Annotated in this window: 15 protein-coding genes and 1 riboswitch; of the genes, 2 read left to right on the top strand and 13 right to left on the bottom strand. The window is 48.8% G+C overall.

What is annotated here, in order from left to right; translation table 11 throughout:
- Positions 1 to 38: 38 nt before the first annotated feature.
- Complete coding sequence (locus G9G53_RS01860; RefSeq protein WP_165144941.1) at positions 39 to 1,127, top strand: M24 family metallopeptidase; 1,089 nt, start codon at positions 39 to 41, stop codon at positions 1,125 to 1,127.
- 58 nt (positions 1,128 to 1,185) lie between these two features.
- Here the strand turns inward: G9G53_RS01860 and G9G53_RS01855 are convergent, their stop codons facing one another.
- The 3 genes from G9G53_RS01855 to G9G53_RS01845 form a co-directional block, all read right to left on the bottom strand.
- On the bottom strand, positions 1,186 to 1,884 hold the full coding sequence (locus G9G53_RS01855; RefSeq protein WP_165144939.1) for a queuosine precursor transporter: 699 nt from the start codon (positions 1,882 to 1,884) through the stop codon (positions 1,186 to 1,188).
- Between the two features lie 250 nt (positions 1,885 to 2,134).
- Positions 2,135 to 3,532 (bottom strand): L-cystine transporter, encoded by a 1,398-nt coding sequence (locus tag G9G53_RS01850; protein WP_029516398.1) that lies wholly within the window; start codon positions 3,530 to 3,532, stop codon positions 2,135 to 2,137.
- A 218-nt stretch (positions 3,533 to 3,750) separates the two neighbouring features.
- A complete protein-coding gene (locus G9G53_RS01845) occupies positions 3,751 to 4,986 on the bottom strand; it encodes a PTS transporter subunit EIIC (protein ID WP_165144937.1) in 1,236 nt (411 codons plus the stop codon).
- 501 nt (positions 4,987 to 5,487) lie between these two features.
- Between G9G53_RS01845 and G9G53_RS01840 the strand changes: the two genes are divergently transcribed.
- A complete protein-coding gene (locus G9G53_RS01840; protein WP_165144935.1) occupies positions 5,488 to 7,188 on the top strand; it encodes a methyl-accepting chemotaxis protein in 1,701 nt (566 codons plus the stop codon).
- 121 nt (positions 7,189 to 7,309) lie between these two features.
- Here the strand turns inward: G9G53_RS01840 and G9G53_RS01835 are convergent, their stop codons facing one another.
- The 10 genes from G9G53_RS01835 to cobD all read right to left on the bottom strand — a co-directional run bounded on the left by G9G53_RS01835 (position 7,310) and on the right by cobD (position 17,778).
- Positions 7,310 to 8,929, bottom strand: a complete 1,620-nt coding sequence (locus G9G53_RS01835) for a cobyric acid synthase (RefSeq protein ID WP_165144933.1) — start codon at positions 8,927 to 8,929, stop codon at positions 7,310 to 7,312.
- Positions 8,930 to 8,967: 38 nt separating this feature from the next.
- Complete coding sequence (gene cobS / locus G9G53_RS01830; RefSeq protein WP_165144931.1) at positions 8,968 to 9,837, bottom strand: adenosylcobinamide-GDP ribazoletransferase; 870 nt, start codon at positions 9,835 to 9,837, stop codon at positions 8,968 to 8,970.
- Complete coding sequence (gene cobU, locus G9G53_RS01825) at positions 9,834 to 10,400, bottom strand: bifunctional adenosylcobinamide kinase/adenosylcobinamide-phosphate guanylyltransferase (RefSeq protein WP_069012672.1); 567 nt, start codon at positions 10,398 to 10,400, stop codon at positions 9,834 to 9,836. Before cobU ends, cobS begins: the two co-directional genes overlap by 4 nt.
- Entirely contained in the window at positions 10,397 to 11,467 is a 1,071-nt protein-coding gene (gene cobT, locus G9G53_RS01820; RefSeq protein ID WP_029516392.1) for a nicotinate-nucleotide--dimethylbenzimidazole phosphoribosyltransferase, read from the bottom strand. Before cobT ends, cobU begins: the two co-directional genes overlap by 4 nt.
- 43 nt (positions 11,468 to 11,510) lie before the next feature.
- Positions 11,511 to 12,344, bottom strand: coding sequence for an ABC transporter ATP-binding protein (locus G9G53_RS01815; protein WP_029516391.1), 834 nt, complete (start codon positions 12,342 to 12,344; stop codon positions 11,511 to 11,513).
- The gene (locus G9G53_RS01810) at positions 12,341 to 13,387 is read right to left on the bottom strand and encodes a FecCD family ABC transporter permease (protein WP_029516390.1); all 1,047 of its coding nucleotides are present in this window, start codon (positions 13,385 to 13,387) and stop codon (positions 12,341 to 12,343) included. Before G9G53_RS01810 ends, G9G53_RS01815 begins: the two co-directional genes overlap by 4 nt.
- Positions 13,384 to 14,391, bottom strand: a complete 1,008-nt coding sequence (locus G9G53_RS01805) for an ABC transporter substrate-binding protein (protein ID WP_029516389.1) — start codon at positions 14,389 to 14,391, stop codon at positions 13,384 to 13,386. The genes G9G53_RS01810 and G9G53_RS01805 overlap by 4 nt, the downstream gene beginning before the upstream one ends.
- Positions 14,392 to 14,597: 206 nt before the next feature.
- Positions 14,598 to 14,789, bottom strand: a riboswitch (cobalamin riboswitch).
- A 122-nt stretch (positions 14,790 to 14,911) separates the two neighbouring features.
- Positions 14,912 to 15,664 (bottom strand): histidine phosphatase family protein, encoded by a 753-nt coding sequence (locus G9G53_RS01800; protein ID WP_029516388.1) that lies wholly within the window; start codon positions 15,662 to 15,664, stop codon positions 14,912 to 14,914.
- Positions 15,665 to 15,713: 49 nt separating this feature from the next.
- The gene (cbiB, locus tag G9G53_RS01795) at positions 15,714 to 16,685 is read right to left on the bottom strand and encodes an adenosylcobinamide-phosphate synthase CbiB (RefSeq protein WP_165144928.1); all 972 of its coding nucleotides are present in this window, start codon (positions 16,683 to 16,685) and stop codon (positions 15,714 to 15,716) included.
- Positions 16,675 to 17,778, bottom strand: coding sequence for a threonine-phosphate decarboxylase CobD (gene cobD / locus G9G53_RS01790; protein ID WP_165144925.1), 1,104 nt, complete (start codon positions 17,776 to 17,778; stop codon positions 16,675 to 16,677). The genes cbiB and cobD overlap by 11 nt, the downstream gene beginning before the upstream one ends.
- Positions 17,779 to 17,793 lie beyond the last annotated feature (15 nt).

Raw genomic sequence — 17,793 nt, 5'->3', positions numbered from 1 at the left:
GCTATAATGAATAAATAGGCAGAAAGGAATGAGACTTTATGAATGAGAAAATAACCCGACTGTATGATGAACTGAAGTCACAGTCTTGGGACGGCCTGCTTGTGACCGATCCTAAACATATTTACTACCTGACGGGCTTTGCCAGTGATCCGCATGAGCGTTTTCTTGGTCTGGTGTTGCTTCGGGACCAAGAACCAGAACTGATCGTACCCGCCCTGGATGCAGAAGCCGCCCAAGCTGCTTCTTCTGTGACTCGTATATCCACCCACACCGATACGGACAATCCATATGATCTGCTTCGTCAACGCACAGGCACCGGTATGAAAGCATTCGCACTGGAAAAGGAGCACGTCTCCGTCCTCCGTTACGAACAGCTACATACTGCCATTGGCGCGGCTCAATATGTGGACCTGGGTCCAGTGCTTCAAGAAATGCGTGTGAGAAAAACTCCTGAGGAAGTACAACGTCTGAAACATGCAGCTCGTTTGGTGGAAGATGCCCTTCGTCACGGTCTCACCCATGTGCGTGAAGGGGTGACGGAAGTCGAGCTGGTGGCCGAAATCGAATACCAGATGAAAAAAATCGGTGCAGATGGCCCGTCTTTTGACACAACAGTGCTGTCTGGACCCAAAACAGCCTTGCCTCATGGTGTTCCGGGTACCCGCAAGCTGCAACACGGCGATCTGCTCATGTTTGATATGGGCGTATATTCCGATGGCTATGCTTCGGATATTACACGTACTTTTGCTTTTGGAAAGCTATCGACTGAGCTCGAAACAATTTATAATACGGTTCTTCGCTCGAACGAAGCAGGAATTGCCGCCATTCGCCCGGGAGTTTCCTGCGCATCCGTAGATCAGGCAGCACGGGCTGTTGTTGAATCCGCTGGATATGGCCCTGCCTTTAACCATCGAGTTGGACACGGCCTTGGCATGAGTGTTCACGAATATCCATCTGTACACGGAGGCAATAGCGATCTGCTTCATGAAGGCTTCGTGTTCACAATCGAACCCGGCATCTATGTGCCAGGCCTCGGCGGTGTGCGGATTGAAGATGACGTTCTGGTCACCTCTGATGGTGTTGAAGTGCTTACCTCTTTTCCAAAAGAACTGACAGTGCTCGGATAAATCCATTTGCTATTCATTATATAAAAAGTATGAAAAAAGGAGGGGTAACCCCAAGCCATCATGGCTTTAGGGTTTGCCCCTCCTCTTCTATAAAGCTGAAATTGCGTGCAATGTACAAAATGGGTGTACCCGCCGCAGTCAATACAAATTTTAAGATGTAGGTGGTGAATAATATCTCGATCCATATCCCCCACGCATAACCGTAAAAGGCAATAGTACAGAAAATGAGCGTATCTATAAACGAGCTGATCATCGTGCTGCCATTGCCGCGAATCCAGAGCTGATGACGTTCCGGGAAAAACTTGCGAATCCAGGCGTACAGACGCACGTCCAGCAATTGACTGACTGCATAGGCTGTCAAGCTGGCAAGCGCAAGCCTTGGCAACAATCCAAACAGCTGTTGCATCGGGGTCTGGGCAAAATCCGTTGCAGTTGGCTCGAATTGCAGCACCATTTGCATCGTGACCGTCGTCATAATCAGAGTGAAAAAGCCGAACCACACAGCTTTACGCGCCTCTTTAGGCCCATATTTTTCATTCAGCAAGTCGCTGGCCATATACATAGAAACATACATCGTATTTCCCAATGTCGTGGTAATGCCGACCAGATCAATCGTTTTGGTTACCTGAATGTTAGCTAGTACAGTAGCAACACCAATCCAGGCGTACAGCCCTTTTTTACCGAACAACCGAAAACATAACAAAAAGAACATAAAATTGACGAGGACAAAAGCTGCCCCCCATAAAAGATTAAACATAAAATCCTCCTAGTTTTGATAGCGCGGGATGGTTGCGAACCGCGGTTCATCCGAAGCAAGCCGGAAAAACATTATTTTAATGTATCATAGATTAGGATTCGTGAACAGCTATAATTCACACTGTCCTAAGCCTAATATAAAGAGCCGACCTTAAGGTCGACTCTAAGTATTGAGGTGCACAGTGCATGTGTTACATATGCGATAGATGCGATATGAGACTGTAGTTTACACCATCTTGTCTATCTTTTACTTAAGAGTGCGCCGTTGCATCCAAATCCATACCTTGATTGTTGAACACGTCTTGATCGTTCTCTTTGAGCACCTTGCCTGAAATGAGACCTGCGGTAATAGAATCATTGACATTTAACGCTGTGCGACCCATATCAATCAACGGTTCGACTGAGATGAGCAATCCTGCCAATGCCACTGGAAGATTCATGGTGGAAAGCACGATCAGGGAAGCGAAAGTGGCACCACCGCCTACACCCGCCACGCCGAACGAGCTGACCGTAACGACTAGAATAAGCGTGAGGATAAAATCCCAGCTCGTTGGATCAATACCCACGGTTGGAGCAATCATAACCGCCAGCATCGCCGGATAAATACCAGCACAGCCGTTTTGTCCAATAGTCGCTCCCAAGGTCGCAGACAGATTCGCGATGCCATCGGACACACCAAGTTTTTTCGTTTGCGTTTCAACATTTAACGGAATGGTCGCCGCACTGGAACGAGAAGTAAAAGCAAAAACCAGTGTAGGCAATACCTTTTTCACATACGTCACCGGATTATAGCCGAACAAGGCCAGCAAAATAAGATGAATGATAAACATGACCAACAAAGCCACATAAGAAGCGAGCACAAACTTGATTAGCTTCAAAATTTCATCTGGATTGGTCGTAGCTACTACTTTAGTGATCAGTGCTAAAATACCGTAAGGTGTCAATCTCAGCACCAGCGTTACAATCCGCATCACTACAGCGTACACTGCATCGATCACTTTACGGAAGGTTTGCGCCTGTTCCGGTTTTTTACGATCCAATCCGAGCACAGCCACCCCGATAAAAGCCGAGAAAATAACCACCGCCAGCGTCGACGTACGACGTGCTCCCGTCATATCCTCAAAAGGATTTGAAGGAATAAATTCCAGCACCTGCTGTGGAATGGTCATGTCCTGAACTGTTCCAAGGCGCTCTTCCATCTTCAAGCCCTGTGCTTGTTCCTTTTCTCCACCTTGAATCTCAATGGCCTTTAAATCAAATGACAGACTGGTTACAATACTCACTGAAGCAGCAATTGCCGTTGTAATCAGTAGTACTGCAATAATGGACACGCTGATTTTGCCAAGGTTCTGTCTTCCCTTCAAATTCATAATAGCCGAAATAATCGACACCATGATAAGCGGAATAACGACCATTTGCAGCAAACGGACATAACCATTACCTGCGAGGTTGAACCAATCAACTGATTTTGTAATGACCTCTGAGCCTGCCCCATAGGCATATTGTAGAATAGCCCCGTAGATCAGTCCGAAGCCAAGTGCGGCAAATACCCTTTTTGTAAAGGAGATGTGCTTTTTCTGCATCCAGACCAACACGCCGAGCAGTGCAAGCAGCACGATGACATTCAAAATAATAAAGAAGGTATCCATATATCATTTCCTCCAAACTTAAACGTAAGATGTTTTCTAAAGTGACCCTTCAATCCGAAGATTACTATATCACAAAGCCAACTATTTTTGTAGGTTTTATTGAAATAAAAATAATAAATCTGCTCCAGCCTTAGATTTATCAAAATGACAAACAGCAAGCCTTCGTAAGATGAAGGCTTGCTGTTTTTTTGTCCTGAACAGAACGACATGTATTCAACTTAGCTGCCGGGGCTCTTTTCCACAACCGAGTTCGGAGAAGCATTCATGCCAGATGTAGATGCTACTTGCGAATGTTCATCTTTCTCATCCACAAAGCCCATAAAATACGTAATTACGCCAGCCGTAACAAACGAAATCAGTATACCCACAATACCGTACACAAGCGTGGGTTCAGAAAATAAAGGTAAGCTGAGCAGCCCAGCAGAGGTACCAATAGCAGTAAGCTCTGTTTCAAACAAACACATACAAGCCCCACCAACGGCTCCACCAATCATAACTGCTATTAACGTTTTTTTGAAACGGATATTGACACCATACATGGCCGGTTCAATGATTCCCAGCATGGCTAACAAACCTGTGGACGCAGCCAGCGTTTTGACTTTGGGATTTTTGGATTTAACACATACGCCAAATGTTGCGCCAGCCTGAGCGAAAGCCGCTGCAATGACCACGGGAAAAATATGGTCGTAACCCAATGTTGTAAGCGAGCTGATCATAATCGGTAGCATTATATATTGCATGCCTGCAATAATAAGCCAAGACATCGCGCCTCCGAGCAACAACCCTGTAAACACTTCTGCATTGTCAAACAACCAGCCTAGTCCATCCGATACATGTTGGCCGAGATAACTCCACAGTGGCCCGAAAGCGAACACCATCAAAGGTATAGTGATTATCAGTGTCAAAGTCGGGACAACCAATAATTTAAGTGAATAAGGGGTATACCTGTCTAACCATCTTTCGACACACGATGCTATCCAAACGACAACAAGTATGAGTACTATAGATGAAGCAGCTTGTGGGTCTATAACTGACAGACCGGCAAAACGTACCTCCTCACTTGACTGGAATAAACTTGTTAGTTGGGGATGGAATACGGATACTGCGATGGCTGCCGCAACAAATACATTGCTGCGCAGCCTTCTTGCCGCACTTGCCGCAACAAAAATAGGTAGAAAGTAATACACCCCATCGCTGATAGCCATTAAAATAGTATATACCTGCGGATCAGACAACAATAAACCGAAGGACATTAAAACTAATATAATTACCTTGATCATTCCTGCCCCAATCATTGCCGGCAAGATCGGAGTGAATACGCCTGATACATAATCTAATAGACGACTTATCGGATTTCCCCCTGCAGCAGCTCTGTTACTACCGGAAGTCGGCTCTAGTTCATCTTCGCCTCTGACCTGCGAAATCATTTCTTTGGAAAGTAAATCCCCATTCATAACTACCTTTTCCCCTTTTATATGTATATTGAAGACCACTTTCGAACTTACCAAACCAAGCTTAGAAGAATATTGTCGTAAAAGTGGTATTCCTTATGCTACTTATATTACTTCTTTTTTACAATAGTTTTATAGAAGGAGTAATCTATTCGTTTTTATGCACCTGATAATTTACATCAAACTTACATCTAAACACCTAAGACCATAGTTATATATTTTTTGTTTGTTTTTGGGCAAATATGACTATTCAACCGCCTGTTAATTATGTAAAATAGGTCTAACCTACTTTTTAGTAAATCATGGATTACTTCCCTTTCACATTCTTGTTCCTTGAATACAGCTGAAATATACATAGAATCCGAACATTTTCAGTCTTTTCTTCAAGCAAGGAGAGGAAAACAAGTAGATCATGGCGTGTCTAGCATCTTATTGGACAAGCGGCCTACATCAAGCAGGGGAATTCGTCTGACTTTATTACCATCATGTGAGAGGAGAATTTTCATGAAGAGTTTTAATCGTTCCATTGGCGCGAAATTACGAATTATGTTTTTGCTGATTCAGCTCTTTGCATCCCTTTTGTTCAGCATCAGTTTCTATGCAATATCCATGAGTATCATTAATAACAGTGTCATGCCTCAGGTAGACCAATTGCTAGAAATTGGAGCTAAAAATGTATATCAGGATCTCAATATTTCCTTAGCTGTTCAGGCCGGGCAAGGAAGCGGTTCTGATTCCGGCTCCGCTATACAGATGGAATCCTATCTGCAGGACAAAGTCGATACTCTCAAATTAGAATCGGCATATATCGCGGTAGTGAAGGATGGTAAAGCCGAAGTCGTCGCACGGAATGTAAAATCAGTATACAAGGTCAAGGATGCACTCATTCCTGTAGAGGATGTAAAAAAGGCAAAACAAGGCGAGATGAATATCAGTGAAATTTATAGCGATTCGTACGGAGTACACAAAACCGCCTTCTTTGCTATATCGGGTAGTAATTTAGTTCTGGGCGTGAACGAAGATGTTGGATTCGTACAAGAAAAATCCCAACAAATTCTATGGATTTGCATAGGTATTACAGTGGCAACACTCCTGCTGGGCGGAATTATTTCTACCCTCGTGATACGTAAAGTTGTAAAACCCATTGCTGAATTGGTTCGTCATAGCGAAAAAATTGCTCAAGGTGATCTTTCACAAGAAGCGAAGGTTCATGGCGTCAATGAAATTGCGCAACTTGCCCGCAGCTTCCAATCGATGTCTCATAACTTAAAAGAAATGATCGGCCATGTGCTTTCTACATCCGGTGCGGTTGTTGGAGGATCGGACGAGCTGCTTCGTCGGACTGAGGCTATGAGTGTAAAAGTCCAGGATTCTACAGTTGCCGCAGAGGAAATAGCAAAGGGCAGTACCAGCATAGCTACAGCTGCTGCTGAAAATGCGCAGGCTATGGAGGAAATCGCTCAAGGTGTTCAGCACATCGCCTCCTCTGCCAATGATGTATCCGATCAAATCAGTGAAGCGACAAAAGAAACGGTTAACGGTACTACGCTCGCTCAAAAAGCTGTAGCTCAAATGTCACAGGTAGGACATGCTGCCGATGAATCGCTTCGATACATCCATAGTATGAATGAGCGCTCAGAAGCCATTGGCAGTATCGTTTCGGCTATTTTCGATATCACGAAGCAAATTCAAATGTTGTCCCTGAATGCCTCCATTGAAGCTGCCCGTGCGGGCGAACATGGACGGGGCTTCGCCGTAGTAGCCGGAGAAGTGCGCAAGCTTGCGGAGCAATCTAAAGAAGCCACACAAGAAATTTCCGACTATTTAGTTACCATTCAAGAAGTATCGCAACAATCTGTGGACTCTGTGACCCAGGTGAGCCGTGAAATTCATTCGGGAACGGAAATGGTTCAACAAGCGAGCTCAGCCTTTAACCAGCTAAGTGAGCTTATGCAAAAGATCAATGCTACGATTCAAACGGTATCTGCAGCAACGGAACAAGTATCCGCCAGCTCGGAACAAGTATCTGCTTCCGTGGAAGAGACAGCTCTCATCGCTGCCAATGCACAGCATATGATTCAGGAAATCGGATTAAATGCCGATGAGCAACTGAATGAAATGGAAAGCCACAGCGAGGTTGTTCGCCAATTAAGCAAACAAGCAACCGAGCTGCAAAAGGCTGTCCAAAAATTTAAAATTACGTAAGCCGATACCATAGAGGATTTTGCAAAATCCTGAATAAAGAGAGGTATCTCTCAGTCATGAAAACGGCTGTAGAGATACCTCTTTATTTTTAAGAGCGATTTAAATAATCATTTTATGAAGTTTATGAATTCATTCCCATCATACGATAAATTTGCTCCATATCTAAATGAGCCCGAACCACCTCTGCGACACGGTCAAACTCTCGTTCCTTGGCTTCACGTACAGTAAAAGTGCTTTCTAAAGGTGCCAAGCCCTTGGCTTGTCGCAATCCATCCAACCAGCATCGGCGAAAACGGTCATTATCAAACACACCGTGCAAATAGGTTCCCCATACTTTACCGTCTGTCGTACCCCAGCCTTCCTCAAAAGCTGTTCCTTCGTCACGCCGGATATGGAATAACCTTTTCATTTCGCTTAGGTTTAAAGTTCTACCTGTAGGTGCGTATGGTTCCGTAACATACTCCGTAACGCCCATATGTATTTCATAACCTTCAATGCTTGGCTTGGAGGCATAACCCGAATCAGGCGCAGTGCCAAGCAAAAGCGGACAATGATTAGACAGGGTTCCTTGTACGCGTACGGTTTGCTTTTCCTTCAAAAAGGTCGTGGACAGAGTCAGCCAACCTAACCCCTCTGCCTGCTGCGGCAACCCAGATTCGACGGCTTCGGGATCAAATAGCGCTGTACCCAGCATCTGGTAACCTCCACAAATGCCAACTAGCTGTGTGCATCCGGTATTCATAGCCTGCCGAATGTCTTTCTCCAGGCCTCTCTCACGCAATTCCAGCAGGTCTCCAATGGTGTCTTTGGTCCCCGGTAAGATAATGGCGTCCGGTACACCCAACTGTCCGGCTTCTGTGACATAACGAACACTCACATCCGGCTCTGCGGCCAGAGCATCCGTGTCCGTAAAATTGGAAATCCGCGGATATCGTATCACTGCAATATCCAGTTCTTTATCCTTTGCAGATTGCTTGGGCTTCTTATCCAGTACTACCGAATCCTCTGCTTCAATGCGAATGTCTGGTAGATAGGGCAATACACCGAGTACAGGAATGCCTGTCCGTTCCTCCAGCCAGTCTAATCCCGGTTGCAGCAGAGACAGATCACCTCTGAATTTGTTAATGATAAATCCGCGGATACGTTGTACTTCATGGGGTTCCAGCAACTCGATAGTTCCTACGAGAGAGGCAAAAACACCGCCCCGGTCGATATCTGAAATAAGCAACACTGGAGCATCCGCCCAACCTGCCAGATTCATATTTACGATATCGCGGTCCTTCAAATTAATCTCTGCCGGGCTGCCTGCCCCTTCCATAAGGACAATATCATAGGTATCGCGCAACCGATTCAGAGCATCCATAACGGTCTGTTTGGCTTTTGGCAAAAAATCCTTCCGGTAATCGGAGGCGCTCATATAGGCATAAGGTACACCGTGTACAACAATTTGTGAGTGCATATCTTTGACCGGCTTAATCAGAATCGGATTCATGTCGGTCGTGGCCTCAATACCGCAGGCCTCAGCCTGCACCCCCTGAGCGCGTCCAATTTCCTTGCCGTCTTCGGTAACATAAGAGTTTAACGCCATATTTTGCGACTTAAACGGTGCTGGACGATATCCGTCCTGCGTAAAAATACGGCAAAGCGCAGTCGTCACCACGCTTTTGCCCACATCCGACGCTGTTCCTTGAAGCATCAATACGGCTGCCGGGCTCGTGCAGGACGGTTCGAAAGTTGACAATTGCCTCTTCCCCTTTAACGAATTCATTTCAAATCTGGTCACAACCCGTACAAAATGACAATAAACAACAATAAAACAGTCTCCAGCAATTCGTTTAAAGTTCCGTATATATCTCCCGTAAGTCCACCCAAGCGGCGGTTAATACGGTTTGCCGTGAAGGTTCCAACACCGTAAGCCAAGACCGGAATCAACACAAAACCTATCGAGATTGGAAGGCTTTCAGAATATGAAAGCAAGGTTTGTAAGTATGATCCTGCCAACGACAGATTCCCAGTCCCCCTTGTTGCTGTAGCCAAATCTGCCAGAAGATATTGTCCTACGGCAGCACTTAGGGTCACTAATACTGCCCAAAATACGGCCAACCCTACGCGGCCACCACTCATATCAGCAAAACGCGCAGCCAGCCCATCATCATTACGGGCTTTAGGCCAGCGCTTCATCGCATGTACCATAAACCAGCGGCTCCAAACCATCGGAAGCAGCAGCAAGCTAGACACATTCCGTTCAACCAGCACCGTATATAGCAAAGAAGCCTTGAGCATGAGCAGCAACACACAAGCAATAACGCCCATTGCCCCTACACGGCTATCCTTCATAATCTCCAGCATCCGTTCACGGGATCGGTAGCTGAACAAGGCATCAGCCGCATCCATCCACCCGTCCAAATGCAATCCACCCGTCAACCAAACCCAGACAACAAGAGTAAGAATCGTACACGGCAACGGCGGCAGCACCATAGAAGCAAGCGCCGCAAAGCCCCAGACGATGATGCCAATGACCACTCCCACCAGCGGATAATAACTTGCACTGCGTTTAAGCAAATCCGGGGAAAAATCCAATTCCGCCTTCACCGGAAGACGCGTTAAAAATTGAAAAGCAGCAGCAACAGCCTGACGTTCGCGGCTCATAGCTTATATTCCAGCCGTTTGAGTTCTACGGGAATACCCGCCGTCACCAAAAATACTTCATCACAAAGACGGGCAATCCGCTGATTCATAACCCCACTCAAATCTCGATACAGCCGACCAAGCGGATATTCGGGCACTATACCGTCACCAACCTCGTTGGTGACGATGACAAGCTGCCCCGGATACTGCTCCACAGCTGCCGTCAGTTCATTAATGGCAACTTTGGACGCAGCTTCGCCGTCCTCGCCTGCGGCCAGCAGCACGTTCGACAGCCACAGGGTCAGGCAGTCGACTAACACCATAGGCGCGGGTGATGGCTGCGACGCTTGATCGCCGCCAAGCCGTCGCAGCAGCTCCGGCAGCGCCTGCGCTTCCTCCAGCGTCTGCCAGTCGTACCCGGCAGACTCGCGCTGGACCCGATGAAGGGCGATGCGCTCCTTCATCTCCATGTCGTAGGCCTGCGCCGTTGCAATGTAGCATGCGCCAGGCGCGCGCGACATGCATAATCGCTCGGCAAAGCCGCTTTTCCCGCTGCGTGCCCCGCCGGTCACGAGCGCTTTCATCGCTGCGCGGCTCCCTGACCGTCCGATACGCCTGCATCGGCAAAGGTCGCCATTTCGCGCATAATGCGGCACGCCGCATCAATCAGGTGCAAGCTAAGCGCACCACCTGTGCCCTCCCCGAGCCGCATGTCCAAATGAAGCATGGGCTCCAGCTTGAGCTCGCGGAGCACCGCCGCGTGCCCGCGCTCGTCCGAGGCGTGCGAAGCGAGCATGTACGCAGCGCTTGCAGGCGCAAGTGCACGCGCTGCGAGGGCAGCTGCGCCGGAAATAAAGCCGTCCAACACGACTGGACAGCGATGTGCGGCTGCGCCGAGGATAACTCCTGCCAAGGCGGCAATCTCCAGACCGCCGACCTTAGTGAGCACGTCGAGCGCATCATTTGCATCTGGCTGGTTCACGTCCAATGCGCGGCAGACAACCGCTATTTTGCGGGTAAGCCCAGCCATATTTACACCCGTTCCCCGGCCTACGATAACTTCCGGCTCTAGCCCGGTAAGAGCACATACGACCGCAGCGCTGGCTGTGGTATTCCCGATGCCCAGCTCTCCAGTAACGAATAGCCGTGTGCCACCTTTGACCGCTTCTATTACAGCTCCAGCTCCGGCCAAAATCGCCTGTTCCGCTTCCGTACGCAGCATCGCTGGCCCTTTAGCTATATTCGAAGTACCCATGCGTACCTTTCGGTCCACCAGATTCGCGTGAGCGACATCCGCATTCACGCCAACATCTACCACCTTGACATCTGCGCCCGCATGGCGTGCCAGCACATTAATTGCTGCGCCACCTGACAGCATGTTATACAGCATTTGCTGTGTAACCTCAGCCGGAAAGGCACTGACTCCCTCTTCACACACCCCGTGATCCGCAGCCATGACCATAACCGTTTTACGATCGAATTCAGGCTTATCCACTCCTGTAATTCCTGCTAGCTGAATGACCACACTTTCCAACTTTCCAAGACTTCCCGGTGGCTTTGTTAATTGGTCCAAATGGGCTGAAGCTGCCGAGGCCGCCACCCCATCCGGCTGGGCAATGCTATCGATCAGCTGACGCAGCTTGTCGTTCATACCTTCCACTCCCTGCTCTTTTTAAGTGTGTTTCATCGTTTATTTAATCTGCTGTATCCGAAGCGCTCCTGCGCAGCAAGAGCTGCGGCACACCGCTATCAGGATGCGGAAGCATCACAGGCTCAACACCGTATACTCGTCGAATCCGATCCTCAGTTAATAACTTCGATGAAGCTCCCAATCCTTCAACCATTCCATCCTTGAGTACAAGCAAATCTTCGCAAAATTGGGCTGTCAAGTTAAGATCATGCAAGACCGCAATGATCGTCACACCCGTTTCTTGGCGCCAATCTGCCAGCAGTTCCATAAATTCAAGCTGATAGCGCAAGTCCAGATAGGTCGTAGGCTCGTCCAGCAGCAATATTCGTGGCTCCTGCACCATTACTTTTGCCAAAGCTACACGCTGTCGCTGTCCACCACTCAAACGGTCTAATGCTCTGTCCGCCAGCGTGGTAAGACCCAATCGCTCCAGCACGCGATCCGCGATCGCCTCCACATCAACACCCTTTTCCCTGCCTAGCCAGTCCTGATGGGGAAAACGTCCCATTTCTACGACTTCCCTGACGGTGTATCCCACGGGAGGAAGCCCTTCCTGTTGGAGTACGGCTATGAGTCGGGAAAGCTCTTTCCTGCTGTAGCTACCGACCTTTTTGCCATAGATATGAACGTTTCCCGAAGTTGGCTGATCTACACCGGAAAGCAAATGCAACAAGGTCGATTTTCCACTGCCGTTCGGACCAATAATCCCCCACCAAGTTCCTTCGTCGACGCTCCAGCTTATATTTTTTAAAGCATGGAACTCTCCATAGGCACGTGTCAGACCCACTACCTCTAATGCCCGATCACGCACCTTCTGTGATTCACTTTGTTCTGTCACAGCAGTCCCCCCCTGCGCAGCTTCTTGTTTCGGTACAGGAGATATGCGAAGAACGGTGCCCCAACAAAGGCCGTCATCACGCCCAGAGGAATTTCTGTGGGGGCTAACAATGTGCGAGCCGCCGTATCTGCCCAAGCCATAAAAACAGCTCCGCCGAGCGCAGATAATGGAACAATCATACGGTAATCAGGACCTGTCACCAGACGAATGATATGCGGTACAACGAGTCCAACAAAGCCAATCACGCCACACACCGAGACAGCGGCTGCTGTCAGCAGCGTGGAAATAATCAGAACAGATAGCTTCGTCGCATCTACATGAACTCCCATGTGCGCCGCCTGACGTTCACCCAAAGCCAAAATATTCAGCACACGTGCCCGGTTCCATAGAAATACCAGCCCTATGACCACATAAGGTAAAAGGATTCCTGTATATGACCAACCGCGCAGACTAAGACTTCCCATCGTCCAGTACAATATTTCATTGACCGTCTCCTTCGACATGGCTGTCAGAAAGGAAACAACCGCTCCCAGAAAGGATTGCATCACCACACCCGACAAAATGAGACTTTGTGTCGGAATTTTCCCACCTTCCCGTGCCAACGTCAGCACCATCCACAGCGTAAGCATTCCGGTCGTAAATGCCACTAGCGGCAGCGTCCATATGCCAACAAATGAAAATTGAAGGCCCCAATAAATCAGTACTGCCGCTCCTACCGAAGCCCCCGAGGATACCCCCAGTGTATACGGATCAGCCAAAGGATTACGCAGCACACCCTGAAATCCGGCTCCCGCCAGCGCCAGCGCTGCTCCTACCAACATTCCCAGTAACACTCGTGGCAATCTGACCTTCAAAATAATCTGCTCTGAGGATGTATTCCAATCCGGTGTAAACGTATCGCCTAACCACGGTAGGTGGTTAACCAGAATGCCCGTGATTTGGCTGACCGGAAGCTTGGCCGAGCCGATGCCAAGACAGAGCAGCAGCGTCAGCAACAGCAGGACAAGACCTGTCCCTCCAAAGCCGATCAGTTTACGGTTCATTTGAAAATTTCAGGATACACGCCCTTGGCCACTTCCTTGAGACCTTCCGTTACGCGTGGACCCGGACGACTGATCAAATTATCATCCACGGCAAACACCCGGTTGTGGCGAACAGCCGATATTTGATCCCATCCACTGCGAGCTTTAATGATATCACCGAGCGTCTGGCCCGTTTTGTCGTCCTTGACACTTTTGCTGTACAAAATCACGTCAGGGTTCGCAGCAATAATATTTTCCTCACTGATTTGGTACCACCCCTTCTGCGTGGCACCTACATTTTCGCCGCCCGCCAACGTAATCAGCTCGTCCATAAACTCGCCTTTACCCACTGTCCAGCCTGGTGAAAACTCGACGTATACCCGCAGCTTCTGCCCTTTACCGATATTTTTAATTCCTTCTTTTACTTCTGCTACATCTGCTCTCATCTTGTCAGTCACCGCTCTTGCTTCTCTCTGATGATCGGTGATTTTCCCATACAATTCGATGTTAGCCATGACATCTTCCACTGTCTTCGGTTCCGTTTTAAAAATCATAATTCCCATGTCGCGCAGCTTGGTCGTAGCCTGTTCACTAAGTGATATCCCTGCAAAAACGACTTCCGGGTTCGCAGCAATGATCGCCTCTTCGTTCGGTTTCATAATACCGCCCACTTTAGGCTTTTTCGTAGCTGCTTCCGGGTAATCAGAGTAGTCGGAGACGCCGACAATTTCCTTATCCAGCCCAATGGCGAACAACGCCTCGGTTTCTGCCGGGGAGACGGAAACGATTTTATCCGGCGCTTTTTTGAATGTAAATTCCTGTCCTGTTGCATCTTTAACTGTGAGCGGGTAAACCGTTTTGCCCGGAGGCTCTTGTGCGTTTACTGCCTGTCCCGGCTGCTGTGAAGAAGCCTGACCCTCTTTATTTTCTGCATTTTTTCCATTAGCGCCACATGCACTCAGCACAACTGCCAAAATCAGAGCCAATAGACCTGTTGTCCACACCTTTATTTTTTTTCCTGCCATGATTTGCACCCCTTCATAAATAAATCGTTAAGAGCGTTACTTGAACATCATCAGATATCTTCTAAATCTAGCCTTTTTTCCTATCAAAAACCCCCGCATCCTCATATCAGGACACAGGGGTCACGTTAGCGCAGATCGTGCGCAGGCGGCAGCTTCTTTCCGCATGGACAGTCACTGCGAACACGTCATCCTTTCCTCGAAGGATTATGGTGACAGGCGGACGGGCAGGTATCCTGACTTATGGTAAAATACATGTCCTGAAATTCTTTCATATGCTTAGTAACATATAAAGAGGACTAACGGGCATGTTTCCATTTACAGTGGCGGGACCGCGCCGGATTCACACCGACTTCCCTTTTAACAGCGCAGGGAGGGAAACCATAGTTTCATCACGCTGCGCCGACCTCGTCTGCTGGATATTTGATGTAGTGGTAGTCAAGCCGTTCTTTTACTTGATGATTATAGGTTAAAATGAGGCGGCTTACAACCCAAACAGCCTCTTTATCCGCTGGTGTCTAACCTAATGAGGAAGCATTTCCGCTATGTAATTGTGCGGTCCTGCCAGCCTCAATTGAATCCTTAATGCTTCTCCCGGCTTCGGATTCAGACTCCAAAAATCATGGCCCGGTATCAGCATGCAAGCTAGCTGACGAATTACGCCACCATGCGTAACGACCAAAACAGAGGGCGACGTAGCAGTCAAATCCATGGGTTGAACTTCCATAGCAACACGCCATTCATACAGAGAGTCAAGAAATTTGCGCAGACGATTTACAAAATCTGTCCAAGACTCTCCACCAGGTGGGGTGATCCGTTGCGGCTCATCAATCCAAGCCCGATACAACGACACATCCTTGAGCATGTCATACGTTTTTCCATCCCACTCGCCAAAATGAAGCTCTCGCAGACATGGTTCCATCATAGGAGGCATAGTAGATAGGGAACGCCCAGACGTCAACTCTGATTCCGGCACAATGATCTGCAAGGTCTGGCGACATCGCATTAAGTCGCTGCAATAGATTCGAGCAAAGGACTGACCTTGCAATTTTTCCTGCAAAGGCTTTAATTCCTGCTCTGCCCCCGGTAGCAAACCTAAGTCGGAGTGTCCCAGATATCGACGTTCCTTGTTCCATAAGGTTGTGCCGTGACGAACTAACACGAGCTCCATATCCCAATGCAGATCTTCTTTAGCATCATACGGCACCTTATCCTCCTGTGAGTTCGGTCTTTGTGCGTATTCTACTGTCCTTTTTGCTGCTATATCTTGTTTCAAGAAATGTCACTTCCTGCTCGATCATTATTCAGTGTGTCACTCCTCACCCTCACCGCACCCATCCCAAGGCAAAACAACCTGCGGCTCCTAACAAACACAATCCTACAAACATACTGGACACGGCGAACATCAGCTGGATCGTATGCCGTATATCTTTCGACTCTAGCGGTCGTATCCAATCCCCCATGTATGCACGAAAGGAGCGCACGCCATGATACACATTATATCCTCCAAGACGAATCCCCAATGCACCAGCAACAGCCGATTCCGGGAAGCCACTGTTCGGACTTGGGTGCAGACGAGCGTCTCGCTTGACTGTGCGCCAGCTTCTTGCAGCATCTCGTTTGTACATCAACGCCGCTATCACAAGCATTGCCGCTGTCAGGCGTGCTGGAATGTAGTTAGCCACATCATCTAGACGTGCTGAAGCCCAGCCTAAATGCAGATACTTTTCATTTTTGTAGCCAACCATGGAATCGAGCGTATTCACAGCACGATAAGCCAGCGCCAAGGGTGCTCCCCCGATCAAGGCATAAAAAAGCGGGGAAATAATCGCGTCCACGATATTTTCAGCGACCGTTTCAACCGTACCGCGTACAATCTCAGGCTCATCAAGTTGCTGCGTATCCCGCCCGACTATCATGCCCAGCTCCCGCCGTGCCGCAGCCAGGTCATCCGCCTGCAACGCTCGGTAGACTGCCATTCCTGCATCCTTTAGTCCTTTGGAAGCAATCGTGGTCGCAATCAGCACTATTTCTGCGCCGACAGATAACCACGGATGAATCCAGGCAAGCAAGTGCAACAGCGCCCAGGCGAGCGCAAAGGAGCCTCCCGCCACAATGAGTGGAAGCAGTATACCCGCACGTTTCAGCCCCCGGTCACTTCGGACCTGGCGGCGAATCAATTTTTCCAATGCCGAAATGGCATGTCCCATACCGATGACTGGATGCGGCAACCACCTCGGATCACCGATCATCCTGTCCAAAAGGTAGGCTGCCAGGATAATCAAGCTAACTGTCAAGCCGCTGTTCCTCCTCCAGCACTTCACCCAATACAGATAGCAGCCTGTCGTTGGCTTCTGCATCCTTGACCGCAATCCGAAAATGGCTCGTCGTCAGTCCCGGATACATAGCACAGCTACGTATAAGAACTCCGCGTTGTCCAAGCGCCTGCTGAATAGCCGATGCACTCCACGTACCCGGCGCCCTTGCCAGCACGTAATTGGCTTCACCGGGAACGACACCGCAGCCCCATTCCGCCAAGCCGGTTAACAGACGGTTGCGCTCCGCAGCAATCAGCTCCTGTGTTTGGTGCTCATATGCTTGCCCACTTCTCAAACACGCCTCGCCAGCCAGCAACGCCAATCCATTCACACTCCAGGTCACCTGTTTGGCCGTCATTCGCCGGATATAGTCCGGATGAGCAATCGCATAACCCAATCGTAGGCCAGGAATGGCATAAAATTTGGTCATTGACCGGATCAAAATCACATGAGGATAGCGATCCAGCACAGGCAGCAGTGAGATTCGCCGTTCCAGCGGAATAAAATCAATGAATGCTTCATCCACCACCAGCACAGTACCCGTTGTGCCAGCCGCCTCTGCCAGCTCGCACAGCTCCTGCTCACTATATTGGACGCCATTTGGATTATTCGGCTGCCCGAGGAACAAAACATCTACCTGCTCCATGAGCTGAAGGATGTCCTCCACGTCCGCCTTCCATTGAAGCGAGGCCTTCCCATACACCCGGTTGACCTCAGCTCCGAATTTGCCAGCCAGCTCGGCATATTCCGAAAAACACGGCTCCACTGTACCCACACGCTTAGGAGCTAGTCCCAATAACAAGAGCGCCATGCTCTCAGCCGCTCCGTTTCCGATACTTAACGACTCCGGTGGAACATGCAGTCGCCGTGCGAGCATATTTTTAAAATTCCGATGCCCAGGGTCTGGATAGCGAATCACAGTGTCAAATGAGTGTTGCAGCGCCTCAAGCACCTCAGGCGGTGGACCAAGCGGATTAATATTTGCACTAAAATCTACAAAATCAGCAGCAGTCCCGCCAAATGTCGCCGCAGCTGTTTCCCTGTCCCCGCCATGACCGTAAACCTCTATCATTGCCTCTCATCCTTT

It is taken from the genome of Paenibacillus sp. EKM206P, from assembly GCF_011066155.1.
Classification (GTDB): domain Bacteria; phylum Bacillota; class Bacilli; order Paenibacillales; family Paenibacillaceae; genus Paenibacillus; species Paenibacillus polymyxa_D.
Note: the sequence above shows the minus strand (reverse complement) of the source record. Positions and strands in the feature narration are given on the sequence as shown.